The organism is Sphingomonas sp. NPDC019816 (genome assembly GCF_050274375.1).
GTDB lineage: Bacteria > Pseudomonadota > Alphaproteobacteria > Sphingomonadales > Sphingomonadaceae > Sphingomonas.
The window spans coordinates 1-15,942 of sequence record NZ_JBNNOB010000087.1 but is presented as its reverse complement, the minus strand read 5'-3'; the positions used below and the strand labels follow the sequence as shown (position 1 = coordinate 15,942).

The 15,942-nt window shown below is 67.9% G+C and carries 17 protein-coding genes; 12 read left to right on the top strand and 5 right to left on the bottom strand.

Annotated elements, in window-relative coordinates:
* Positions 1-197: 197 nt before the first annotated feature.
* Positions 198-836, bottom strand: coding sequence for a hypothetical protein (locus tag ACQKJZ_RS12885; protein ID WP_427731442.1), 639 nt, complete (start codon positions 834-836; stop codon positions 198-200).
* 102 nt (positions 837-938) lie between these two features.
* Between ACQKJZ_RS12885 and ispH the strand changes: the two genes are divergently transcribed.
* From ispH to rnhA, 3 genes are read left to right on the top strand one after another with little or no spacing between them, the layout of a single operon-like run.
* Entirely contained in the window at positions 939-1,895 is a 957-nt protein-coding gene (ispH, locus tag ACQKJZ_RS12880; protein WP_427731441.1) for a 4-hydroxy-3-methylbut-2-enyl diphosphate reductase, read from the top strand.
* Positions 1,896-1,898: 3 nt separating this feature from the next.
* The gene (gene thrB, locus ACQKJZ_RS12875) at positions 1,899-2,852 is read left to right on the top strand and encodes a homoserine kinase (protein ID WP_427731440.1); all 954 of its coding nucleotides are present in this window, start codon (positions 1,899-1,901) and stop codon (positions 2,850-2,852) included.
* On the top strand, positions 2,849-3,286 hold the full coding sequence (gene rnhA, locus ACQKJZ_RS12870) for a ribonuclease HI (RefSeq protein WP_427731439.1): 438 nt from the start codon (positions 2,849-2,851) through the stop codon (positions 3,284-3,286). The genes thrB and rnhA overlap by 4 nt, the downstream gene beginning before the upstream one ends.
* Positions 3,287-3,428: 142 nt before the next feature.
* On the opposite strand, the gene ACQKJZ_RS12865 is transcribed toward rnhA, so the two are convergent.
* Positions 3,429-4,316, bottom strand: coding sequence for a LysR family transcriptional regulator (locus ACQKJZ_RS12865; protein WP_427731438.1), 888 nt, complete (start codon positions 4,314-4,316; stop codon positions 3,429-3,431).
* A 106-nt stretch (positions 4,317-4,422) separates the two neighbouring features.
* Between ACQKJZ_RS12865 and ACQKJZ_RS12860 the strand changes: the two genes are divergently transcribed.
* A complete protein-coding gene (locus tag ACQKJZ_RS12860) occupies positions 4,423-5,289 on the top strand; it encodes an SDR family oxidoreductase (RefSeq protein ID WP_427731437.1) in 867 nt (288 codons plus the stop codon).
* Between the two features lie 395 nt (positions 5,290-5,684).
* Here the strand turns inward: ACQKJZ_RS12860 and ACQKJZ_RS12855 are convergent.
* From ACQKJZ_RS12855 to ACQKJZ_RS12845, 3 genes are all read right to left on the bottom strand, one after another.
* Positions 5,685-6,442, bottom strand: a protein-coding gene (locus tag ACQKJZ_RS12855) for an IS5 family transposase (RefSeq protein ID WP_427731436.1) whose coding sequence is annotated in 2 segments (ribosomal slippage) — positions 5,685-6,109 and positions 6,109-6,442 — 759 coding nt in all. Because the reading frame shifts where the segments join, the coding sequence is not laid out codon by codon here.
* A 59-nt stretch (positions 6,443-6,501) separates the two neighbouring features.
* The gene (locus tag ACQKJZ_RS12850) at positions 6,502-7,581 is read right to left on the bottom strand and encodes an NAD(P)/FAD-dependent oxidoreductase (protein WP_427731435.1); all 1,080 of its coding nucleotides are present in this window, start codon (positions 7,579-7,581) and stop codon (positions 6,502-6,504) included.
* Positions 7,578-8,528 carry an alpha/beta fold hydrolase gene (locus tag ACQKJZ_RS12845; RefSeq protein WP_427731434.1) on the bottom strand — a complete coding sequence of 317 codons (951 nt, stop codon included), beginning with the start codon at positions 8,526-8,528 and terminating at the stop codon, positions 7,578-7,580. Before ACQKJZ_RS12845 ends, ACQKJZ_RS12850 begins: the two co-directional genes overlap by 4 nt.
* Positions 8,529-8,580: 52 nt before the next feature.
* On the opposite strand from ACQKJZ_RS12845, the gene ACQKJZ_RS12840 reads away from it, so the two are divergent.
* From ACQKJZ_RS12840 to ACQKJZ_RS12805, 8 genes are all read left to right on the top strand, one after another.
* Entirely contained in the window at positions 8,581-9,117 is a 537-nt protein-coding gene (locus ACQKJZ_RS12840; RefSeq protein ID WP_427731433.1) for an A24 family peptidase, read from the top strand.
* The gene (gene cpaB / locus ACQKJZ_RS12835) at positions 9,118-10,074 is read left to right on the top strand and encodes a Flp pilus assembly protein CpaB (protein ID WP_427731432.1); all 957 of its coding nucleotides are present in this window, start codon (positions 9,118-9,120) and stop codon (positions 10,072-10,074) included. It begins immediately after the preceding gene.
* A 2-nt stretch (positions 10,075-10,076) separates the two neighbouring features.
* A complete protein-coding gene (locus tag ACQKJZ_RS12830) occupies positions 10,077-11,606 on the top strand; it encodes a type II and III secretion system protein family protein (RefSeq protein WP_427731431.1) in 1,530 nt (509 codons plus the stop codon).
* Between the two features lie 26 nt (positions 11,607-11,632).
* Entirely contained in the window at positions 11,633-12,346 is a 714-nt protein-coding gene (locus tag ACQKJZ_RS12825) for a CpaD family pilus assembly protein (protein ID WP_427731430.1), read from the top strand.
* Positions 12,343-13,599 carry a pilus assembly protein CpaE gene (locus tag ACQKJZ_RS12820; RefSeq protein ID WP_312490573.1) on the top strand — a complete coding sequence of 419 codons (1,257 nt, stop codon included), beginning with the start codon at positions 12,343-12,345 and terminating at the stop codon, positions 13,597-13,599. The genes ACQKJZ_RS12825 and ACQKJZ_RS12820 overlap by 4 nt, the downstream gene beginning before the upstream one ends.
* A 4-nt stretch (positions 13,600-13,603) precedes the next feature.
* Positions 13,604-14,587 carry a type II secretion system F family protein gene (locus tag ACQKJZ_RS12815; RefSeq protein WP_427731429.1) on the top strand — a complete coding sequence of 328 codons (984 nt, stop codon included), beginning with the start codon at positions 13,604-13,606 and terminating at the stop codon, positions 14,585-14,587.
* A 1-nt stretch (position 14,588) separates the two neighbouring features.
* Complete coding sequence (locus tag ACQKJZ_RS12810; RefSeq protein ID WP_427731428.1) at positions 14,589-15,587, top strand: type II secretion system F family protein; 999 nt, start codon at positions 14,589-14,591, stop codon at positions 15,585-15,587.
* Positions 15,588-15,672: 85 nt separating this feature from the next.
* A partial coding sequence (locus ACQKJZ_RS12805) for a hypothetical protein (RefSeq protein WP_427731427.1) occupies positions 15,673-15,942 on the top strand: 270 nt, incomplete at its 3' end.

The following is a 15,942-nucleotide window of genomic DNA, read 5'->3' as shown; positions in this document are numbered from 1 at the left end:
CAAGCGCGCATCCAAGACCCAGCACATGCTTGAAGTTACCCTCGACATCTTCCTCGCCAGAAAGCGATTGCAGAGTCCAAAGTAAACACTCCCCCCGGGCACGGGGAGGGGGCGCGCCGCAAAGGGTGTCCTATGAGGAAGCCCCCCTCCGTCAGCCCTTCGGCCTGCCCCCCCCCCGTGCCGAGGAGGATTTTACATTACCGAGTCGCGTTGTACTTCAGCTGCGCCTCGGTCAGCTGGAACCCGACCAGCGCCTCGAAGCTGGCGCTCGCCACGGCCTGGCGAACCTCGGGCTGGGTCAGCGGATCGACCGCCGCATCCTCGTCCCCCGCCTTGCGGCGGCGGGTCAGCTTCTCGCGGACATCGTCGGGCAGCGTCGCCGCCGACCGTGCAATGGTGGTCGAGGCCTCGCCCGCCACCTGCCCGCGCGCCTGGCCGGCGTCGAAATGCACGTTCACCTGCGCGACCCGCTTGGCGACGACATTGGTGCCGCCGCGCACGATCGCGATATAATAGGGCAGCGTCACGTCGCGCGCCGCCGCCGTGTCGGTGCGCCGCGCCTCGACATTGAAGGTCACGGTGGTGACGATGTCTGCGCCCGCATCGGCGCAGGTCGAGCGGACATTGGTCATGTTCGCGACCAGATCGATCGCATTCTCATCGGTCGCGCCCGGCGTCTTGAACAGCGTGACATCGCCGGTGCCCGCCGCCACGCCGACCACCGGACAGGCCGAGCGGACGGCGGTGATGCCGCCCGAGGCGTCGATCTCACCAGTACGGGCACAGCCCCCCAGAACGAGCGCAAGGGCAACGGGAGCGAGAAACGATGCTTTCACAGGTCGAAACGCCTATTCTGGATGCCGAAGCAGGATGCCGGTTTGGCCGCCAGCATAGGAACCGGGTTGGACGCGCGCAAGCAATGGCGTAGAGCCGCATCCATGACCGATGCTCCGAAGCCGCCGCTCGACCTGTTGATCGCCGCCCCGCGCGGTTTCTGCGCCGGCGTCGACCGCGCCATCCGCATCGTCGAGCTGGCGCTCGAAAAGCACGGCGCGCCCGTCTATGTCCGGCATGAGATCGTCCACAACAAGTTCGTCGTCGACAGCCTGAAGGCCAAGGGCGCGATCTTCGTCGAGGAACTGGACGAGGTGCCGCCCAACGCGCATGTCGTCTTCTCCGCGCACGGGGTGCCGAAGTCGGTGCCCGCCGATGCCGAGAGCCGGGGCCTCGAATATTTCGACGCCACCTGCCCGCTCGTCTCCAAGGTCCACCGCCAGGCCGAGCGGCTGGTCGAAATGGGCCGCCACATCGTGTTCATCGGCCATGCCGGCCACCCGGAAGTCATCGGCACCTTCGGCCAGGTGCCGCAAGGCTCGATGTCGCTGGTCGAGACGGTCGCCGATGTCGAGGCGTTCACGCCCGCCGACCCGGACAATCTCGCCTTCCTGACCCAGACCACCTTGTCGGTCGACGACACCGCCGCCACCATCGCGGCGTTGCAGAGCCGGTTCCCGACGATCCAGGGGCCGCGCGGCGAGGACATCTGCTATGCCACGTCGAACCGTCAGGCCGCCGTCAAGGCGATCGCCGCCGAGTGCGACGCGGTGCTGGTGATCGGCGCGCCCAACTCCTCCAACTCGCTGCGGCTGGTCGAAGTGGCCGAGCGGGCGGGCAAGCGCGCGCAGCTGATCCAGCGCGCCGCCGATCTCGACTGGGCGTTCCTCGACGGGGTGAAGACGCTGGGCCTGACCGCCGGCGCCTCGGCGCCCGAGCTACTGGTGCGCGAGCTGGTCGATCGCCTGTCGGAACGCTTCACCGTCAGCGAGCGCGAGGAAGAGACGACGCGCGAAACCATCGCGTTCAAGCTGCCGCGCGGGCTGGAAGCGGCCGCCTGATCCATGGCCGTCTATACGCAGGTTTCGGCCGAAGCGCTGTCCGCGTTTCTGGCACGCTATGACGTGGGTGAGCTGATCTCCGCCAAGGGGATCGCCGAAGGCGTCGAGAACAGCAACTATCTGGTCGACACCACCACCGCGCGGTTCATCCTGACGCTCTACGAAAAGCGCGTGGCGGCGGGCGATCTGCCCTTCTTCCTCGCGCTGCTCGATCATCTGGCGGCCAAGGGCCTGCCCGTACCGCCCGCGATCAAGGACCGCGACGGCGTGGAGATTCAGGAACTGGCGGGCCGCCCCGCCTGCCTGATCCAGTTCCTGACCGGCGTATCGCTGTCCCATCCCAGCCCGGCACAGGCGTTGGCGGCGGCGGATGCGATGGGCGCGATGCACTGGGCGGTGGCCGACTTCCCGCAGCGCCGCGAGAACTCGATGGGCCATGCCAGCTGGCGGCCGCTGTTCGCGCAATGCGGGCGCGACCTCGACCGGATCGAGCCCGGCTTGCATGACGCAATGGGCGAAGCGCTGGACGCGGTGCTCGACGGCTGGGATTTGCAACCGCTCGACACTTGCGTCATTCATGCCGACCTGTTCCCCGACAATGTGCTGGTGCTGGGCGACCGGGTCACGGGGCTGATCGACTTCTACTTCGCCTGCACCGATTACCGCGTCTACGACCTCGCCGTCATGCACTCGGCCTGGAGCTTCGACGCCAGCGGCGAAACCTATGCGCCCGAGATCGGCGCGGCGCTGGTCGAGGGCTATCAGCGTCACTTCCCGCTGACCGACGCCGAGCGCGCGGCGTTCGCCAAGCTCGCCATGGGCGCATGCCTGCGCTTTGCCCTGTCGCGGGCGTGGGACTGGCTCAACACCCCCGCCGACGCGCTGGTGACGAGGAAAGACCCGCTGGCCTATTGGCGGCGCTATATCGCCTATCGCGATGGAAAGGCCGGACTGTGACCCCCGTCGAGATCGCCACCGATGGCGCGTGCAAGGGCAATCCCGGCCCCGGCGGCTGGGGCGCGCTGATCCGATCGGGCGTGCATGAAAAGGAATTGTCGGGCGGCGAGGCGCTGACGACCAACAACCGTATGGAGCTGATGGCGGCGATCGAGGCGCTGAACGCCCTGAAGCGTCCTTGCGCCGTCACGCTGTCGACGGATAGCCGATACGTGATGGACGGCCTGACCAAGTGGATCCACGGCTGGAAGCGCAATGGCTGGCGCACGGCGGACAAGAAGCCGGTCAAAAACGCCGAACTCTGGCAGGCCCTTCTCGCGGCGGCCGACCGTCACCAGATCGAGTGGAAATGGGTGAAGGGCCATGCCGGCCACCCGGACAATGAACGCGCCGACAAGCTGGCGAGCGATGCGGCGGAGACGTTTCGGAAGTAGGATCGACGCCGGCGCGTCGATCACGGCTGAAACAAGTGGGTAGCGGACATGCCGCTTACGGAAATGCCGCCCCACATAGCCGGCACCGAGCCGAGCCCCCTTTCCCGAAAAGGATGGTGAGATGGGAAAGGCCTCTGACACCTCACCCCGCCAGATAAGCAGCGAGTTCCTCCGGTGCGGCCTGTGGGAAGGCTTGCCGTAGTAGATCCAGAAAGGCCCCTACCCTCGCGTTGAGCAGCCGACGCGAGGGATAGAGCGCCCATAGCGCGATCTCCGATCCGGCTACATCGCCCCACTTCGTCAGCCGCCCATCAGCCAGATCGCGCAGAACAAGGGATAGTGGCAGCCGCGCCACCCCGGCCCCGGCACGCACCGCGTCCCGGATCATGACCAGCGACGAAAGGCGAAGCACCGGATCGATCGCAAGCGTCTCTGCCCCGGCCGGACCCGCAAGCGTCCATGATCGGGCGGGATCGGCACCACGCACGACCGCTGATGCGGCCCCGCTCGAAGGTCGTGCCAGGTCAGGAGAGGCCACCGCGACCAAGCGGTCGTGTAGAAATGCGCGGCCGACCAGCGCATCGTCGGACGCCGGGTTGACCCGGATCGCAAGGTCGTAGCCCTCCTCGATCATGTCCACCGCCCGGTCGTCGGTGGTCACCTCCAGTCGGACCTCTGGGTGCGCCCGCGCGAAGTCGGCCGCGAGCCGCCCCATCGCAGTCTGCGAGAACAGCAGCGGCGCACTGACCCGCAATCGACCCCGTACCTGGCCGCCGCCAGACGCAATTGCGGCCGTTATTTCCTCCAACTCGATCAGCAGCGCGCCCGCGCGCTCGAACAATGCGCGCCCCTCCTCGGTCAGCTTGAGATCGCGCCGTCCCCGCTCGAATAGCCGTACGTCCAGCGCCGCTTCCAACTCGCCGACACGCCGCGACAGCGTGGCCTTGGGGCGTCGGGCGGCGCGTGATGCCGCGCCGAAGCCACCGTGACGGGCAACAAGGGTGAAGTCGGCAAGTGCTAGCAGGTCCATGTCGTTCCATCAGTGAGACGGCGCGTCCAAATTGCGCGTCTATTTGCGCATCGATGGATCACGCATCTTCGCTTCGTCAGCAAGACCCAGCGAAGGAGTAAATGCCATGACCATTCTCGTAATCGGAGCCACCGGCCGCGTCGGTCGCCACGTCGTCGACCAGCTGGTGCAGCGCGAAGCCGCTGTTCGCGTCCTCACGCGCGATCCCGCAAAGGCCGATTTTTTTGCAGGCGTCGAGGTCGTGCAGGGCGACCTGCTCGATGTCGATACGGTGCGGTCCGCCTTTACCGGCGTCCGCACGCTATTCCTCCTCAATGCCGTCACCGGCGACGAATTCACTCAGGCGATCATCACGCTCAATCTGGCGCGCGAGGCGGGCGTGACGCGCGTCGTCTACCTCTCGGTGTTCGAAGCCGACCGGGCCGTCAACGTCCCGCATTTCGCGGTCAAATACGGTGCCGAACGGATGCTGGAGGCAATGGGCTTCAGTGCGACGATCCTGCGTCCGACCTACTTCATCGACAATGAGGTCATGGTGAAGGACGTGATCGTGACCCACGGCGTCTATCCGATGCCGATCGGCGGCAAGGGTGTGGCGATGGTCGACGCCCGCGACATCGCGGAGGTCGCCGCGATCGAACTGATCCGCCGCGATACCGCCGAGGCCGCGCTTCCGAGCGAGACGATCAACCTGGTCGGGCCGGATACGCTGACCGGTGAGGCGGTCGCAGCGATCTGGTCGGAGGTGCTGGGCCGACCGGTCGCTTATGGCGGCGACGATCCCAGCGGATTCGAGGCCAACATGGCGACGTTCATGCCCAAGTGGACGGCCTACGAGATGCGGCTGATGGCCGAACGCTATGTCAGCGACGGCATGATCCCGCTCGACGGCGACCGCGCGCGACTGACCGCCCTGCTCGGTCGCCCGCTGCACGACTACCGCGAAACCGCGACCGCGCTCGCTCAAGCCTGAACATGACCTCCCGATCGAGGGGCCACAAACAGGACTTCTCGATCGGGATGATGTTTTGTGAATTTCACAAAGGTTCCCACGTCCGTCACGTCGATGCCGCTAGCTGTTATATACGAGCTAGAAAGTTGGCATGTCGAAATGGGGTCATGTCACAGAACGGGCACGAAATTATGCTTAGCCTGTCGGAAAGCCGATACCGGCCCAGGTCCGCGCATACTGGCTATCCGACAGGGATTATCGCCTATGCCGCCCGAGAAATACGAGCGTTGCTTTGGTGGTACCCTTGAACGACGTCAATCAGGTGGTGCTGTTGAAAATGGCCGCTGTCGGTCACGTTGTTAACCGCGCGCATCCGCGCACGCGCAGCCCAAGCACCTAGGGTCAGGACTCATTGATCAGAGCCAGAAGATGACGGTTGCAGCGAGAGCGACGGCGGAGAAGAAGGCAGTAGGGCAGCGGTCATAGCGGGTGGCGACACGGCGCCAGTCATTGAGGCGGCCGAACATGATCTCGATGCGGCTGCGACGCCGATAGCGGCGCTTGTCGTACCGAACCGGCTCGTTGCGCGATCTGCGGCCCGGAATACAGGGCTGGATACCCTTGGCGTGGAGAGCATCCCTGAACCAGTCGGCGTCGTAGCCACGGTCGCCGAGCAGCCACTGCGCCTTGGGCAAATCGTCCAGCAGCGCTGCCGCGCCGGTGTAGTCGCTGACCTGGCCGGCGGTCATGAAGAAGCTCAAGGGGCGGCCGTTCGCGTCGGCAAGGGCGTGAAGCTTCGTGTTCATGCCGCCCTTAGTGCGGCCGATCAGGCGGCCGAGATCCCCTCTTTAACCCGCAGGCTCGATGCCGTGCAGTGCGCTTTCAAATATGTCGCGTCGATCATGACCGTCTTTGGTTCGGCATCCACCGCAGCCAGCCCTTCCATCATCCGCGTGAACACGCCCGCCTCGCCCCAGCGCTTCCACCGATTGTAGAGCGTCTTGTGCGGACCGTAGGCGCTCGGCGCATCTCGCCAGCGCAGCCCGTTGCGGTTGACGAAAACGATGCCGCTGAACACTCTGCGGTCATCAACCCGAGGCCTGCCGTGGCTCTTGGGAAAAAACGGCCGTAGCCGCTCCATTTGCTCGTCCGTAAGCCAAAACAGGTCGCTCATCCCAATCTCCTTGCGGAGCCTGAATCAGATCGCAGCCCTCACATCAATGGGTCCTGACCCTAGGCCAAAAACCGCCCCGCGCCATAGCGTGCCGCATCCACCCCCGCAGGTACATCCCCCTCCCCCAGCAGCAACCCCGCCGCCAGCATCGCTCCCGCCGGCGCGGTCTGGATGCCGAAGCCGCCCTGCCCTGCGCACCAGAAGAAGCCCGGCACCTCGGGATCGAACCCATATACCGGCGCGCGGTCGGGGGCGAAGCTGCGCAGGCCGGCCCAGCGGCGCTCGACCGCTTCGACGCGCCAGTCGACGGTCTTTTCAAGCCGGTCGATGGCGACCGCAACGTCCCATTCCTCGGGCGCGATGTCGCAAGGCGGGCTCGGCGTTTCGTCATGCGGGGTCAGCCAGAGCCGGCCGCCGGCCTCGGGCTTGAAATAGAATTGGCCGTTGATGTCGATGACGTGTGGCAGGCCGGCGGGCGCGGGCGGGTCGGTGCGCAGCTGCATCATCGTGCGGCGATAGGGGGCGATACCGATCGGCGCGGCGCCCGCCATGCCGGCGACCGTATCGGCCCAGGCACCCGCCGCATTGACCAGCAGCCGCGCCCGCACCGGGCCGGCCCGGGTCTCCAGCCGCCATATGCCATCGCGCCGCTCGGCCGTCAGCAGTGCGGCGTCGGTCATCAGCGTAGCACCCGCCACCTTCGCCACCGCCAGATAATCGGCATGCAACGCGGCGACATCGATATAGGCGCAGCTCGGCTCCCACACGCCGTGCACCCATTCGCGGCGCAGGCCGGGGACGTGCGCCGCCGGATCGACCCGCGACAGCGCGACGCCACTCCCCTCGAAATCGGACAGCAGGCGCGCGATCCGCCCCGCATCCTCCTCCCGCCCGATATGAAGCGATCCGAGTGGCGTCAGATAGCCGCCTTCGCGCAGGGCGGAACCGGAGGCGGTGGTCAATGGCTGCACCGCCGGGCCGCCATAGGTTTCCGACCAGAAGGCGGCCGACCGTCCCGTCGCGTGGCGGCCGGGCAGGTCCTCCGCCTCGATCAGCACGACACGCGCGCGTGGTCCGACCGCCGCCGCCAGGCTGGCCCCCGCCATGCCGGCACCGATGATCGCGACGTCGTGGGTCATCGCGCCACCTCATTCAGAAACGCGTCGATCGCACCCAGCGCGCGCAGCCGCACCGGGTCCGCCTCCCGCAACAGCTCATGCGCGGCCTCGGGTCCGAAACGCACGATCCGCGCGCCGATCCGCTCACCGAGCCGGGCGGCCGCCACCGGATCGACCAGCCGGTCGGCCTCCGCCAGCAGCATGAGGGTCGGCACGCTCACATCCGCCAGACGCGGGTCTCCACGCAGGCTCGCGATCGACCGCAGCGCCGCCGCCACCCAACCCCAGCTGGGCGGACCCAGCGCCAGTTCGGGGTGACGATCATACCAATGCGCCTCGTCCGCATAACGATCGGCGTCGTGGGTCAGGTTGCGTTGGCGCGTATGCGAGCCAGCCCCCTCCCGCGCGCGCCAGACGCCCCGCGTGGCCCACGTTCCCGCCATGCACCGGACGATCCCCCCGCCCAGCATCGGCCCCAGCGGCAGTTTCAGGCCCAGCATCGGTGCGACGAGGATCAGCGCATCGGGCGCAACCGCCCCCTCGACGACCCCGCGCAGCGCCAGATGCCCGCCCATGGAATGGCCCAGCAGGACGGCCGGCCCCGCCGCTTCGCGCCGCCAGTCCGCCCAGAAGGCGCGCAGATCCTCGATCAACGTGGCGAAATCGGTGCCATGCCCGACATGGGGGTCGGACGTCAGCCGCCCCGATCCCCCCTGCCCGCGCCAGTCGAATGCGGTCACGCTCCACCCCCGCGCGACCAGATGCGCGAATATCTCCAGATATTTCTCGACCACATCCGCGCGCCCGGTCTGAAACAGCAGCCGGCCGACGGGACGCTCCGCGTCCCAGTCGAAGCGGCGGTGATCCCAGCCATCGGGCGCGGTCCATCGCGACAGGCATGCGGACGCCGGAAAGCTGCGGCGAAGGGCGAGCACTGAAGCGGGATCTGAAGCGGGGGCGTCGGTCATCCGATTCCCGGTTACGGTTTGGAAAGCCCCGCCGTCTAGGAGCTTTTGCCTTATGGACTGGTCCGTCATCCGTATCGCCCTGCTCTGCGCGCTCGGCCTGCTGCTGCTGTCCGCCGGAATCGAGGATGCGCGCACCCGCGAGATCGCCGATCGCAAGAATGCCGCGATCGCGCTGATCGCGCCCTTGTGGTGGTGGGCCTCGGGCGTTCCGCCATGGCCGGACGCGGCGCTTCAGCTCGGCGTCGCGATCGGGCTGTTCCTGCTGTTCGCGCTGGCCTTCCGCGTCGGGATGATGGGCGGGGGCGATGTGAAGATGATCGCGGCGCTGTCGCTATGGCTGCCCCTCGGTCCATTGATCCGCATGCTGATGCTGATGTCGATCACGGGCGGGGTGGTGACCCTGGCGATGCTGATCGACCGGCGACTGCGCGGGCGCGAGCGGGGCGATGCGGTGGAGGTCCCTTACGGCGTGGGGGGGGGGAGGGGAGGGGTGATGGTGCTGCAAGAAACAACACTTCACCCCCCTCCCCCTCGCTCACCCACCCGACATGCCAGGAAAAGGGTCCGGCCCGCGAGCCGAAGAACATAGATGGACAGTCGCAAGATCTTATTGCTGGTGGGGGCGTTGCTCGTCGCCGGGATGACGGCGGTCTTCGCCCGTACGCTGACGGCGGGCAGCCCCGTGCCGCCCGCCAGTGCGGCGGCAGTGACGGTCGCTCCGCCGCCCGAGCTGGGTACGCAGATCCTGGTCGCGACCCGCGCGTTGCCGGTCGGCACCATCATCGACCCCACCGCGCTGAAGTTCCGGCCCTGGCCCGATCAGATGGTCGACGGCGCCTATTATGTGAAGGGCAAGTCCGATCCCGCCCAGTTGCAGGGCACGGTCGTCCGCTATGCGGTCACCGCCGGCCAGCCGCTGACCCAGGGCATGGTGGTGCAGCCGGGCAATCGCGGCTTTCTGGCCGCCGCGCTGATGCCGGGGATGCGGGCGGTGACGGTGCCGGTGTCGGCGCAGACCGGCGTCGCCGGCTTCGTCTTTCCCGGCGACCGGATCGACATGGTCCTGACCCAGGACGTGGCGGGCGGCGGCGACGGCCCGCCGCTGAAGGTGTCGGAGACGATCCTGCGCAACGTCCGCGTGCTCGCGACCGACCAGCGCACCGACAATCAGGCGACGGGCGACGGCAAGACGCCGATCCAGACCTTCACCACGGTCACGGTCGAGACCACGCCCAAGATCGCCGAGCAGCTCGCCGTCGCGCAGACCGTGGGGACGCTGTCGCTGTCGCTGCGCGCGCTGGCCGATCAGTCCACTGATCCACGAAACCCGAACGCGGACCAGACCGGATCGGCGGGGCCGATGATCGACCATGCCTCCTATGTCACCGGCGGCGATATCTCCCGCTATCAGCGGCGGACCGTACCGGGCCGCCAGGCCGGACCGGCGACGGGCGCGACCGGCACGGGTCAGCCGACGGCCGCCGTCAAGACCGAGGGCAGCGTCCGCGTCGCGCGCGGCTCGCGCGGGGCGGAGGGGGAGAAGTGAGGATGATGACGAAGCGAACCATTCCGACCGGTATCGGTCGTCCGGCCGCCGTCGCGCTGCTGCTCGCCCCGCTGCTCCTCGCACCCTCCCCGGCGCATGGCGCACCGGGGGCAGGCGGCCGGGCCGCCGCGGATGCGCGCGGCGGACAGGTGCTGGAGATCAATACCGGACGCGCCCGGCTGATCACCCTGCCGCGCCCGATGACCGATCTGTTCGTCGCCGACGACAGCATCGCCGATGTCCAGGTTCGCTCACCCACGCAGCTTTACATCTTCGGCCGAAAGCCGGGCGAGACCACCATCTCGGCCACCGCGCGCGGCGGCGCGGTCGTCTATGCGACCACCGTTCGGATCGGCAACAATCTCGATTCGGTCGGCCGGATGCTGCGTCTCGCCATGCCCGATGCGCAGATCGCGGCGACGCCGATGAACGGCCTGGTCCTGCTGACCGGCACCGTCGCCAGCCCCGATGACGTCGCCGAGGCGGAGCGTCTGGTCCAGGCCTATGTCGGCAAGGATACCAAGGTGATCGGTCGTCTGAAGACCGCGACACCGCTCCAGGTCAATCTTCAGGTCCGCATCGCCGAGGTCAATCGCAGCTACGTCAAGTCGATCGGCGTCAACCTGCTGAACCGTGACCGCAGTTCGGGCGGCTTCGTCTTCGGGGTCGCATCGGGCAGGAATGGGGGCACGATCACCGATGGGATCAATCCCGGTGGCGGCACGCGTACCGAATATGGGTTCGAGCGCGGCCCGCTGCATACGACATTGGGGCTGGGTGGCCGTGTGCTGGGCACCGACCTGCTGGGCGCGCTCGACCTGGGCGAGACATTGGGTCAGGTATCGACGCTCGCCAATCCCAATCTGACCGCCCTGTCGGGGGAGACCGCGACCTTCCTGGCGGGCGGGGAAATCCCCATTCCCATGTCAGCCGCCCTGGGAACGGTGTCGGTCGAATATAAGCAATATGGCGTCAGCCTGTCCTACACGCCGACCGTGCTGTCCGACGGGCGCATCTCGCTTCGCGTCCGGCCCGAGGTATCCCAGATCTCCTCGGCCGGAGCGGTCACGCTCGACAAATTCACCATTCCGGCGCTCACGACCCGCCGCGCCGAGACGACGCTGGAGCTGGGATCGGGGCAGAGCATGATGATCGCCGGCCTGTTGTCCAACAGTCGGGACAATTCGATCGAAAAGACGCCGTGGCTGGGCGACCTGCCGCTGATCGGCGCGTTGTTCCGCTCCAACGCCTTCAAGCGCAACGAAACCGAGCTGGTCATCGTCATCACCCCCTATCTGGTCAAGCCGGTCAATTCGCCGTCCGACATCGCGCTGCCCACCGACGGCCAGCGGGCGGTCAACGACGCCGAACGCGTCCTGCTCGGCCGGCTCAGCGCCGGCTCCGGCGAGGCGCGCCCGGTGCCGACCATGGCCGATCCCGCGCAGGGCCGCGCGCTGACCGGTGCCCAGCGTGCGATGCCGCCGACACCGCGTGCCCGCAAGGGCGTCCCCGCCCCCGGTTTTTCCGAATGATCGCCCGCCCAAGGATGTCCCGCCCCATGCGCCTATCCCTTTCCACTCTGGCATCGGCCGGCCTGCTGGCGTTGACCGCCGGTTGCGTCGGCACTGGCCAGCCCGGCCTGGAGACGGTGCATCAGCCGGTGGTGACGCAGGCGGACTATGCCCTCGACCTCGCGCTGTCGGGCCCACGCCTGGCGGGTGACGAGGCGCAGCGCTTTGCGGGTTGGGCCGACAATCTGCGGCTCGGCTACGGCGACCGCGTCACGATCGAGGACCCGCAAGGCGAAGCCTCCGTCGCCTATCGCCAGATCGCCGAGATCGTCGGCCGCCATGGCCTGCTGGTCGGAACGCCGGCCGCGATCGCCCGCGCGCCGCTGGCCCCGGCCACCATCCGCGTCGTCGTGACGCGGGCCAGGGCATCGGTGCCCGGCTGCCCCGATTGGAGCAGCGACGTCGCACCCGACTGGGCCGGGCGGACCGCCTCCAATCACGGCTGCGCGGTCAACCGCAACCTCGCCGCGATGGTCGCCAACCCCCATGATCTGGTCCAAGGTGTCGACGGACCGGCCAGCGCCGACCCGGCCGTGGCCGCACGCGCCGTCAACGCCTTTCGCCGCGCCCAGCCAACGGGCAACGGCGGAACCTCGCTGCGCAACGCGACCGGCAAGGGCGGCGGCGATAGTGGCGGCATGGGGGCTGGCATGGGCGGGGGTTCGGGCGGCTCCGGTGGCGGCATGGGAGGCCAGCCGTGAACGCACCCTGGAAACCGCGTGGCCTGACGACCCGCGATCCCTTTCAGGCCTATGTCTGCGACGAGCGGACAACCGAGGCCATTCGACCGTTGCTGGCCGAGCAGGGCTGGTCGCCCGACAAGGTGCTGAAGGGCGGTCTGCGCGGCGCGATCCAGGCGCTGTCGGTCGCCGCCAGCCCGCAGATCCTGCTGGTCGACCTCAGCGAGTCGCGCGAACCCGCGCAGGAGATCGGCAATCTGGCCGAGGTGTGCGAGCCTGGCACGATCGTGATCGCGATCGGCCCGGTGAACGACGTGCGCCTCTATCGCACGCTGCTGGCCAGCGGTTTGCACGATTATCTGCTGAAGCCCGTCAATCCCGACCAGCTGCGCGACTCGTTCGCGCAGGCCCGCGCGATCCTGCACACGCCGCAATCGGCCGACCTGACCCCCGAAAAGGCGCCGTGCAGCGTGGCGGTGATCGGGGTGCGCGGCGGCGTCGGCGCATCGACCATCGCCACCTCGCTCGGCTGGCTGATGGCCGAACAGCTCGGCCGCACCACCGGTCTTCTCGATCTCGACGTGCATTTCGGCACCGCCGCGCTGGCGCTCGACCTGGAGCCGGGGCGCGGGCTGGTCGACGCGATCGACAATCCCAGCCGCATCGACGGGCTGTTCCTCGAACGTGCGATGGTCAAGGCGTCCGAACGGCTCGCCGTCCTGTCGGCCGAGGCGCCGATCAGCGGCCCGGTGCTGACCGACGGCCTGGCCTTCACCCAGTTGCAGGACGAGATGCGCGCGAATTTCGAGACCATGGTCGTCGATCTGCCGCGCAACATGCTGATCCAGCATCCCGTGCTCGCCGCCCATGTGCAGACCATCGTGCTGGTCACCGAATTCACGCTGGCCGCCGCGCGCGATACGATCCGCCTGTTGTCCTGGCTCAAGACCCATGCGCCGCAGGCGACCGTCCTGGTCGCCGCCAACCGGGTTCTGCCGGCCGCCCAGGCGGAAATGGCGCAGAAGGATTTCGAAGGGTCGATCGAGCGCGCCGTCGATGTCCTGATCCCGCATGACCAGAAGCTGGTCGTGCAGGCGGCCAAGGCGGGTCGCCTGATCGCCGATCTCGGCCGGACGTCGCGCACCGTGGCGCCGCTGATCGCGCTGGCCGGGCGCATCTGCGTCTCGGCCGAACATGCCGCCCCCGCCCGGCGCACGCTGCTCGACAAGTTCGACCTGAAGGCGTTCCTCGCCAAGCGACCACGGCCGAGCTGATCCGATGAGCCTGTTCGCGACCCTGATCCTGGCGGCCGGCGTCTTCCTGACGCTGGTGCTGGTGGCGACCGCCCTGTCCGGTCCGTCCACCTCCCGCCAGCAGGCCCGCCGACTGGCGGGTCTGCGCGGTCGGGTGGCGCTCGACCTCGACAAGCCGGTATCACCCATGGTCGCGGCGTCGCGCGGCATCGCGCTGGCCAGCGACACGCGCGTCGACAAGGCGTTTGCCCGGCTGCTCCCCAATCCCGCCAAGCTGGCCAAGCGGCTCGACCGGACCGGGCGCGACTGGACGGTCGGGCAATATGGCATCGTCAGCGCCGGTGTCGCGCTGGGCACGACCATCCTGCTGGCGCTGCTGGGCCTGCCGCTGTTCCTGGCGGTGCTGGGCGGCATCGGCGCGGGTCTGCTGATACCCAACATGATCGTCGGCATGACGATCCGGCGGCGCACGACGAAGTTCGTCGCGCGCTTTCCCGACGCCATCGAGTTGTTGGTACGCGGGCTTCGCTCCGGCCTGCCCGTGACCGAGACCATGGCCGTGGTCGGCCAGGAGGTGCCCGGCCCCATCGGCGAGGAGTTTCGCGCCGTGTCGGACCGGATGCGGATCGGCCGTTCGATGGATGCCGCGCTTCAGGAAACCGCCGACCGGCTGGAGACGCCCGAGTTCCAGTTCTTCGTCATCGCCATCGCCATCCAGCGCGAAACCGGCGGCAACCTGGCCGAGACCCTGTCCAACCTGGCCGACGTGCTGCGCAAGCGCGCGCAGATGAAGCTGAAGATCAAGGCGATGTCGTCCGAATCCAAGGCGTCGGCCTATATCATCGGGGCGCTGCCCTTCCTGGTCTTCGCCATGATCTGGATGATCAGCCGGCCCTATATGGAGCGCTTCTTCATCGACCCGCGACTGATGATCGTCGGCGCCGCCGGGGTGGTGTGGATGGCGATCGGCGCCTTCATCATGTCGCGCATGATCAATTTCGAGATCTGATATGACCGGTTCCGCCTCCTTCTCCGGCCTCGGCCCCGAAGCGGTCACCGCCATGCTATGGGCGGTGTGCGTGCTGTCGCTGATGGTCGTCGGCTATGTCCTCATCGGTGTGCGCGATCCCATGCGCCGCCGCGTCGCCACGCTGAACGCACGCCGCGAACAGTTGAAGGCCGGGATCGACACCGGCCCGAAGCGTCGCGCCCAGTTCATCGATCGCGGCACCCTGCTGGAACGGATGCGCCGACTGCTCAGTGCGCTGCGCATGCTTCAGGACGAACAGGTCAAGGCGATCCAGCTGAAGCTGCTTCAGGCGGGCATCCGGTCCAAGGAGATGGCGTTCGCGGTGATCTTCGGTCGGCTGGCCCTGCCGATCCTGCTGGGCGGCGGCACGGCGCTGTGGGTCTATGGCAGCGACGATTTCGCCCAGTGGAGCGGGTTCAGCCGCTACATGATGGTCGCCGGCATGCTGGTGCTGGGCTACAAGGCACCCGACATCGCGCTCAAGAACCAGATCGACAAGCGATCGCATGCGATCCGCAAGGGCCTGCCCGACGCGCTCGACCTGATGGTGATCTGCGCCGAGGCGGGGTTGACGGTCGATGCCGCCTTCGCCCGCGTCGCGCGCGAACTGCGCCGCGCCTACCCGGAACTGGGCGACGAGTTTCAGCTGACCTCGGTCGAACTCGGCTTCCTGACCGACCGGCGACAGGCGCTGGAGAATCTGTCGTTGCGGGTGAGGCTGGACGCTCTGCGCGGCGTCGTGACCACCATGATCCAGACCGAGAAATACGGCACCCCGCTCGCCAGTTCCCTGCGCGTGTTGTCGGCCGAGTTCCGCAACGAACGCATGATGCGCGCCGAGGAAAAGGCCGCCCGCCTGCCCGCGATCATGACGGTGCCGCTGATCCTGTTCATCCTGCCGACGCTGTTCGTCGTGATCCTCGGCCCCGCCGCCTGCTCGATCAAGGATTCGCTGATGACCTCGATGGCGGGGCGGTAGCGCCGTCGCGCACGAAATCGGGGACGCGCGCAACCTCTCGCGGCGATCGGTCGTTAGTCTTGCGTAACAGGCAGGGATCGACGCGATGTTGTTCACTTCGACGACGCAGTTCGCCGTGCTGGGGCTGGTCCTCATCGCGGGTTGGCTATTCGGGCTGGCGAGCCATCCGGGCGGCCGCAAATGGCGTAACCGCTATGCCACCGAACGCGACGCCCATGCCACCCACCAGAAGGACGCCGAGGCCAAGCTGTCGACGGCCCATGCGCGCATCGCCGAGCTGGAACGCGAGAATCAGCGGCTGGCCAGCTCACGGCCGGCCGCGGCCGCCCCGGTAACGGATGCGGGCGCGCGCCGC